The sequence below is a fragment of the Candidatus Margulisiibacteriota bacterium genome, from assembly GCA_028706105.1.
Classification (GTDB): Bacteria; Margulisbacteria; Riflemargulisbacteria; order GWF2-35-9; family DYQY01; genus DYQY01.
On the sequence record JAQWCF010000077.1, the window covers coordinates 1 to 8,164 of the forward strand.

General features: G+C 34.3%; 6 protein-coding genes and 1 tRNA gene. 5 read left to right on the top strand and 2 right to left on the bottom strand.

What is annotated here, in order from left to right:
- Positions 1-254: 254 nt before the first annotated feature.
- Both PHF25_07740 and PHF25_07745 read right to left on the bottom strand, forming a co-directional pair.
- Positions 255-328 (bottom strand) — tRNA-Gln (locus tag PHF25_07740).
- Positions 329-482: 154 nt separating this feature from the next.
- Positions 483-635: a hypothetical protein gene (locus PHF25_07745; GenBank protein MDD4527908.1), complete on the bottom strand. Its 153-nt coding sequence runs from the start codon at positions 633-635 to the stop codon at positions 483-485.
- A 173-nt stretch (positions 636-808) separates the two neighbouring features.
- On the opposite strand from PHF25_07745, the gene PHF25_07750 reads away from it, so the two are divergent.
- From PHF25_07750 to PHF25_07770, 5 genes are all read left to right on the top strand, one after another.
- Positions 809-1,519 carry a hypothetical protein gene (locus PHF25_07750; GenBank protein MDD4527909.1) on the top strand — a complete coding sequence of 237 codons (711 nt, stop codon included), beginning with the start codon at positions 809-811 and terminating at the stop codon, positions 1,517-1,519.
- Positions 1,520-1,636: 117 nt separating this feature from the next.
- Entirely contained in the window at positions 1,637-3,421 is a 1,785-nt protein-coding gene (locus PHF25_07755; protein MDD4527910.1) for a glycosyl hydrolase family 8, read from the top strand.
- 125 nt (positions 3,422-3,546) lie between these two features.
- Positions 3,547-4,230 (top strand): hypothetical protein, encoded by a 684-nt coding sequence (locus tag PHF25_07760; GenBank protein ID MDD4527911.1) that lies wholly within the window; start codon positions 3,547-3,549, stop codon positions 4,228-4,230.
- Between the two features lie 96 nt (positions 4,231-4,326).
- Positions 4,327-5,307 carry a hypothetical protein gene (locus PHF25_07765; protein ID MDD4527912.1) on the top strand — a complete coding sequence of 327 codons (981 nt, stop codon included), beginning with the start codon at positions 4,327-4,329 and terminating at the stop codon, positions 5,305-5,307.
- A gap of 259 nt (positions 5,308-5,566) precedes the next feature.
- Positions 5,567-8,164, top strand: a 2,598-nt coding sequence (locus tag PHF25_07770; protein ID MDD4527913.1) for a hypothetical protein, incomplete at its 3' end; no start/stop codon positions are given.

Sequence of the window (8,164 nt, forward strand, 5' to 3'; positions counted from 1 at the left end):
TAAATCATAGATAATATAAACTTACTGACTAATACTTGGGTACAAAAATACTTATCTTATCCTAAATTCCGGCTCAAAGATTGAAAGAACAAATTTCGAAACATGTTTGTGACACAGTCTGTAAGCGAAGCTATTACGGTTCGTTCTTCACTTCGCGAAGATAATCGCCGATAGCGATTAAGTCCTTGTTAATTTTCATTGTGAAAGTTAGTGGCCTGCCGTGAACCTGATGAGCATTTGCTCAGAATGGTTCATGGCTGCCCCACAAGGACTCGAACCTCGACAAGCAGAACCAGAATCTGCGGTGCTACCATTACACTATGGGGCAATTAAAATGGTATTAATGGTATTTAAGTAATTATATGTAAACCATATCAGTTTGGCAATAAACCCTTTAGTGATATTTAAGTAGATAGAGAGTAAAGAGGGAACGGAAGAGTTAAAAAAACGGGGAAATTATTGAAACTTCCCCGTTGAATGGTTTATTGTACTGGTGCTTCAATTGGTTCTGTTGCTGGAACTTCTGTTGTAACTGGTGCTTCAACTGGTTCTACTACGGCTTGCTCAACAGCTTTTTTACAACCAACTAGACTGATTGACATTACAAGTAAGGAAACTAATAATAACTTTTTCACGTTTTTACTCCTTTCTATAAAGTTAAAACTTTACATAAAGTTTATTCGATGCAAGTATAATTCTAGTAATTAGTACTGTCAACAGATACACGCGAGTTGTAATTGCTGTTTTTATCTGGCAAATAATTATCTTTAGATAGTACGTAAAAATAAATTAGGCTATAATCAATTACATGGTTCAAATTATTAATCTTACTATTGCTAGAAACATGTTTGACATGTGGCAGAAAATAAACGAACTTAATCCTTATGAGCGTGAGTTTCAGAAGATACTGGGTCAATTGGTTTTACTGCCAGAGTTTGCGAACATGGTCAAAAATACATTTATTCCTGAAGTAAGCATGGATACTGTGGACTTAGTTTGTCATATTATTGAAAAATATTATAATGATTATGTTGATTTGCTAGATGGAAAAAATCACATGTTGTATATTAAAAGAAGAATAGAAAATTGTCGTGCAGTGATTCAAGGGAACCCAATTGTTCCTTACAATTATGCCTTTCCAGAAATTAAACTTAATGAAGCTGATCCTCGAGCTTCTTTTTTATTGCAAGTTGTTGATTTCGTTGGGTTTGTCCAGCCAGACCATCAAACAATTCAAGAATTACTTAACACACCTTTTTTCCAGTATGAACAGATGGTTCAATATATCTCTTATTTTCCTCATGAGAAAATACCCTTATTATTGGAAAAACTTTCTTACGTTGACACGAAAAATTATGCCAAAATGACAATAGCTCCAATCGGCAATTATAAAAGTAATTATTCATTGGAAGCCTTAGAGAATTTAGAGAAATATTATAAAGACCACGATCAAGAGGTGTTACCTTATATTTATCAGACAATGCAAAAATTGGTTTTTCACCAGCCTGCTATTGTGTAAATTTAAATAACTAGCGGTAAGTTGTGTTTTAGCACGGAATAATGAATTAGTAATTTTCAATGTTTAGTTTATCTTTTATCATGGCACAAGTAGAGCATATGGGGTGAAGAGGGGCTAATGAGAGTAACCAAAAAACAAATATATCTAATATATGGATTTTTCCTATTGTCTATTTTATTTGCTACAGATTACAAAAAGATACTTAACAATAGCTGGGATCACTATAAAAAAGAAAAAATCATCGTAAATGGTAGGCCAATTGCAGATATTGATTACCGTGATTTGAGTAGAGGTAGCTACGGCAAAGAACTTAGTTTTTCAGAAACAATTTCATATGTTTTATATCGAGCTGTCTTAATGAATGATAAAGAGACCTTTGATAAGGTTTGGCTTTGGTCGTATTCCAATATGATGAGAAAAAACCTGCCAAGAGTGTTTAATTGGGAAGAGAGCAGATGGGAGAATATCCCTGAGAATAAAAAAGACAATCTTTTCGCCTGGAGATTCACTCCAAACATCAAGAATACAAACATTGGGGGAATAATATACGTCCCTGATAGTTCGCAGGCAATTCATGGGTGGCGTGATGGATTGGAAGTAGCACCTGATGGCGATGAGTTGATAGCTGGGTCGCTTATTATGGCTCACAACAGGTGGGGGAGTGGCGAAGGGGCTTATGATTATATAAACATTGCCAAAAGCATTGTTATGGATATTTGGAACAAATGTGTTTATAGGTCAGGGACAGAGATTATTGATGATTTTGAAAACGCAGGCGCAGCTGATAGATGGTTTGAGTACCATAAAGGTGGCATGCTTGTTAAGAAATTAGAAAAAGAAAACGGGAACGGGTTTTTAAGCGTAGATACTTTTAATACTGATTATTTTGGGATAGGAAAGTATTTAGGAAAACTAGACATATCTCAGGTTAAAGGGATTTCCTTTCAAACAAAATGGAACAGGGGGCTGAAAGTTGTTCTGGAAGATGTTGCTGGCAGGAAATTAATATATACCAGAAATTATCCTTATAGAGATGACCTTTTTACTATAGAAATATATTTTGATAATAGAGAAAATTTAAATTTTGATTGGACACAGGTGAAGTCCGTAATGTTTCAGCCAAATGATGATTATTTTGCTTTAGATAATATAAAGTTTATTCAAGATGTTGTTGTTTCTTCGCAGAAATACCATTTACTTTCTAATGCAAAAGGAGATCCTTGGATAAACATCTCTTATTATATGCCTTTTTTGTATGAAGCGTTTGCTCAAATAGATCCTCATCATGACTGGAAGCAATTAGCATTGGACAGTTTAGAGCATATCAAGAAGAGCAAGGACATTTCACTCTCTAATCAAAAGGGGGAGATGTTTAAGGGTGATGGTTCTTTAGTGCCAGATTGGTGCATGCTGGATAATAAAGGTAATCTTGTGGACTTGCCATGGGCAAAAGATGGCGAAATTGATGATTATCTGTGTGGTTGGGATGCCTTTCGTACCTGGTTCTTTTTGGCAATGACTAAAGAAGTTGTTAAGGGGTCTACTGCCGGTGAGTTGTTAAAAGGTAAAACGTCCCAATTCTATAAAAACAAATATAAAGAAAACAAAGCTTTATTAAAAGGGTATTCTATTGACGGGAGAGAGTCAAAAGAGAGAGGATTGCAGTATGAGTATCCATCTTCTTATGGAGTGTATCTTTCGCTTTTCACTTCTATCGAAGATAAAGCGATGGAGCTTTCTATGCTTGATAAATTAAACGGTATGTATCGTTCTGCTGGATATTGGGGAGATAATCCTAATGATTATTATAAACAAAACTGGGCATGGTTCGGGTTGGAGTTTTATGTAAATAGAGGGAGAAATGTAGCGGAGTATTTGGGGCTGGGAAAAAGTGAACAGTGAAAAATAATCCCTCGCCTTTAGGAGGGGGTGATGACAAGAAAATACATTAGAATTTCTTGTCATGTTACACCGGGGGAGGCTTGAATTGGGAATAGGTGAAATTAAAAACTTAGAGGAGGAGAATAATGTTTGATTTGCCAAAATTAGATAGAAACAATTTAGAAAATGAAGAGTCTTTTGATGTAGATGCTTTGCCAGATATGGATGAAGAAGCGGAAAATGACTTTATTGATATTTTACAGGAAAAGAAGAAGTTAGCTGATGTACAAAAGAAACATGAGTTAACTTTACCGAAAGATCTTTCTTTATTTAAAGATGCTTATTATAAGTCAGATGGGAAGAAGTTGACCTTACATTTTAAATTAGAGAAAAAAGACTTACAAAATATGGCAAAAGTAACTTATGGTCTTTTTTCTACTGATGTTAATACTGGTAAATATGATTTTGAAGTAGCTGATACTGAGGATGAGAATATTAAAGAAATTTATTATTATGATGAATTTTCGGGAGAGATTATCGATGGAGAGGTGAAGATTTATAAACGTTATTTTTTTACCGCTATTGTCAGGAGTTTAGTTAAGCAAGAAATTTTATTTGAACACGAAGCCAATAAGTTTACAATAAATCCTGCTTTCTTTATTAAGTTACAAGTTCATAGTGCCTCAGTGGCTGAGGAATTAAGTAGACGAGGTTTTCCGATTGTTGATGTTGAGGAATACAAAAAAATGAGAGAGTTTGAAGATGAAATTAAGGAGCCCGTAACTGCTAAAGAAGAAGAAGTCAAGGTAAAAGCAACAGATCTTTTTTGAAACAACAAAAAATATCGATGCATGCCTTTTTTCAAACAGGGCGATATTTAGTGTGAAGAAGAAAAAATGATAAGTTAATAAAAAGGGGGAACAAAAATGACAAACATTACAAGTGGCATTCATAATGACTCAGGTGCAGATTGGACCGCAGCTACAGCAGGAGGATTATCGGAAACAGAACTCCAAACTTTTTTGGGGGGCTCAAGCATTACTAATTTTAATCCTTCAAACGATGCTACTGGGAAATTTCAAAGTTGTACTTTTACTTTAGATGGAGTAAATTTTAGGATTAATTCTAACGGAACAGTCCAGTATGAAAAAGCTAAAGAGTTATGGATAAATATTGCAGATGATGGCATAGCAATTGATGTCGATGACACTAATGGATTAAGCCCTGATGAGGTGATTGCTTTTAATAGAATATTGAGCACACATTCAGAGGTAGGTGATAACGGTAGAAAAACAGGATATATGTTTCGACCTAAAACATTGTTTCAAAAGATGCTTTATGGTATTTCAAATCAAATGAATGAGATGTTTATGGATATTTTATCCATGTCTACTGTGCTTTCAAATGGTACAGGTCTTAGAGGAATAATGCTTTTGGCAAAAAAGGGAATTAAGGTAGGAGATAAGTCAGTTGCTAGTATGTTAGGTAATTCCATAGCTACTGTTGCTCTTACTCAGTATGGAGCGATGAGAGATAATGATGTTAGCATTGCTTCTATTACAATCCCTGGTAAGGATGGGTCAACTGGAGAAATAGCTGAAGGTGATTGTGAAACTATTCGAGTTACTTTTACTGATGGTGGGTTTGTGGATCTTAATTTAAAAGATACTGATTTAAATTTTGTCGTTTCAACTTCTGCTGATGGTAAGCCACAGACTATGGAGAATATTGATATTAAAATGGCCAATCATGAAACGATTTTAGAGTCACCCGGAACTTTGTTTTTGATTCAACAGTTATTGCAACAAATGAAAGACGCCATGCAAGCTATTGGAGCTGTTGGAAAAGTTGGTGGAGACGTCAAAACAACTGCTGTTCAAAGTTTTGTTCGAGATATGAATGGATAACCTCACCCCCTATAGTAATTTTAGGGAACGAGATTAGATTGATTTGTCCCCCTCTCCTAACAGAGAGGGGGATTTTCTATGTTCAGGAATTAAACCCTCTCTTTTAGGAGAGGGTGGTCGCAACAAACTTGTGAGGAGTTTTTTGTTGTTTCGACCGGGTGAGGCTGGGAACTATTTGTTTTTTAGTTTGTCTTAATAATAGATGTTTATGAGTTAGTGGTTTAGGGAAGAATAGTTAATAGGGAAAGGGGGAGCCACAATGGGAGATTTTTATCCAGGTATTAATGAACCGATAAAACCTTTAAAGCTGCCATTGGGTGAGCCTAAATATTTTGATGATAATTCACCAGCATTTAGACGTGATGATCCTACGGAAAAGGGACAGCTTTGGCTTGATACTAAAGTTAATTTCCTTAATGAGATAATGAAGTTTTTGCCAAGAGCAACTACAAACACTTTAATAGAACAAAAATATGATAAGGATAACATAAAAAATTCTACTCAAAGAACAAAAGTAGCAGAATCAGTATACAATAAAGATATTTTTGAAGATATTGATAATGGTCTCTGGAAAGGGAATCAGTCTAATTTGATTGAGGAGCTGTATGTTGCTAAAAATCTAGAGGGAACCAAGATAAATTTAGCTCGGTTTGCTGGTGTGCTAGGATTGCCTTTCGATGGGAATATAGGGATTGGGACTTATATTGTTAATGATGAGGACAACAATGCCCGTGAAGTAACGTTTATGGAAGAAACAGATGCCGAAGGAGAGGGTGTCGGTAAATATTATATGCAATATAATACAAAGAATGGTGTAGAAAGAAAATATGACATAACAACAGCTGATACAAATTATTTGGTTCCAATAATTCAAGATTTAAAGGGTGATGATTATGCTAAAAATTTTAGAGAAGGTGTAAATTTTCATGCCTCTATAGTAGATTTCCAGCATACAAACGCTTCTTATGATAGTAGATTGAAGCAATTTGTTGTTGATGTGAATGGTGATGGATATGCTGATGGCGTTGATACGGATGGTGATGGAGAATATGATAAATACGATTCGTTATCTACAACTGCACTAGATACAGCAAGGTATCAGTCAGAATATTTGCAGCAACTAGGTGTCTATAGTCCTGTGCTAGATTATAGTGATGTTTTTTCTGATTTAATGTCTGGATCACTTTTTAGTACTGATTCTTTAGATAGAAACTATTATGATTCAGATAAAGAAAATTATAATAAACTACATGCTTATTTAGGTGAAAATGATACTAGTGGTGACTTTAAGTCTTTTATGGAAAAAATTTCATTTGCAGTATCTAAAGGAGAAGATACTACTGAGACATTTGACTATGTTCCTAATATTTATGATATTGCTAGAAAAGGAATAGATTTTAGTGAACAAGTAAACGGTGTAGATAAGTGGACAGACAAAGATATCTTTTATTTGTCGATGATGATGATGGAGTCAAAAAGAAGATACACTTATGCAATGTCTAGTATTTTTGGTGTTCAAGATGCAAAGCCTGACATTAAAGATATTCTAGTTAAATATACTGATCCTGATATTTGGAAGTGTGATGATACTGAAAATTACTTATATATGGATGTTTCAACTGTAAACGGTGGTTCCGAACGGATGTATAATTATTTTATACCAATTGATGTAGGTCAAAATATTACTGACCCTACTGACAAGAAAATTGAAAAACTAAACTGGTTAAATAAACGTTCAATAGAATATTTAACCAACGAAGCAATGTCCACGTTATATCAAGAGTCAATGAATCGTGCGCTTAAAGAAAATAAAGGCGATATCCCTAAATTAGTTATTTCTAATGTTTATTTTGATGATAAAGATGCTAACAGGTGTATTTCGGATTTAAATAGCGTGTTAACAAACGTTAGTGATATGGTTTCAAAAGGCAAGAGTTTGACTGAAACACAACTAGCACAGTTGGTTTCTCTTGTTAAAGAAGCAAAGGATTGGTTAGTTGAAAAAGTTCCATCGGCAGAGAAGACTGCAGTTACAAAAGGGGCAACCGTTAGTACAGCTGGTGTTAGTACCGCGGGTACTGATTATGTAACTTCGGCTGGTAATAAAATATATTATTTAAATGAAGATGCTGATTCTGATTATGCTAGCAAGTGGAACGCTCTGAATGATTTTATTACCAAAATCAATGATACAGCGGGAAGCATTCTACTACTTCAAGATGAGGCAGGAGGTAGTACTTTTATCCAAGATTATTTTGACAATAGGTCTGATATATCAAATGCAATAATTTATAAGAAAGATGCTAATGGTAATTTAGAACCAGATAATGAGCAAAAAGATGCTTTAATTAACAATACGATTGAAACCGTTAAACATTATTTCAAGAATTATAAAAGCAACATAAATACTGAAGGTAATGCATATGCAGCAGCTAATATGGAGAAAGTTATTGATATGTCATTCTCGGTTAATAGTAATTCTGCAGATCTTTTTTCTATTTTAAGTTCCAATGTGAATAATCAAGAAAAGATTTTTAATGATATAAATATGATAGATAAGTTTCATTATATTCAATATGGTACAGTAAGAAATGTTGATACAGGAATAGATGCAAACGGTAGAACAATCACAAGTAATTTATATGAAAAAGGCATTCTTGATATGGGATATTATCCAGAGCGAATAGCTAGAACAACAGCAAAGTCGCCATATTTGAATGAAAAGAATTCTCCTGACAGTGAGCCTTATGTGGATGGTTCAGGGCAGGCACAATATGAGACGAATATGGTTGATAAAATGTATTTTAGTATGATAGCCGAGATGCAGAAAATGAATAATTTTTATATGATGACGATG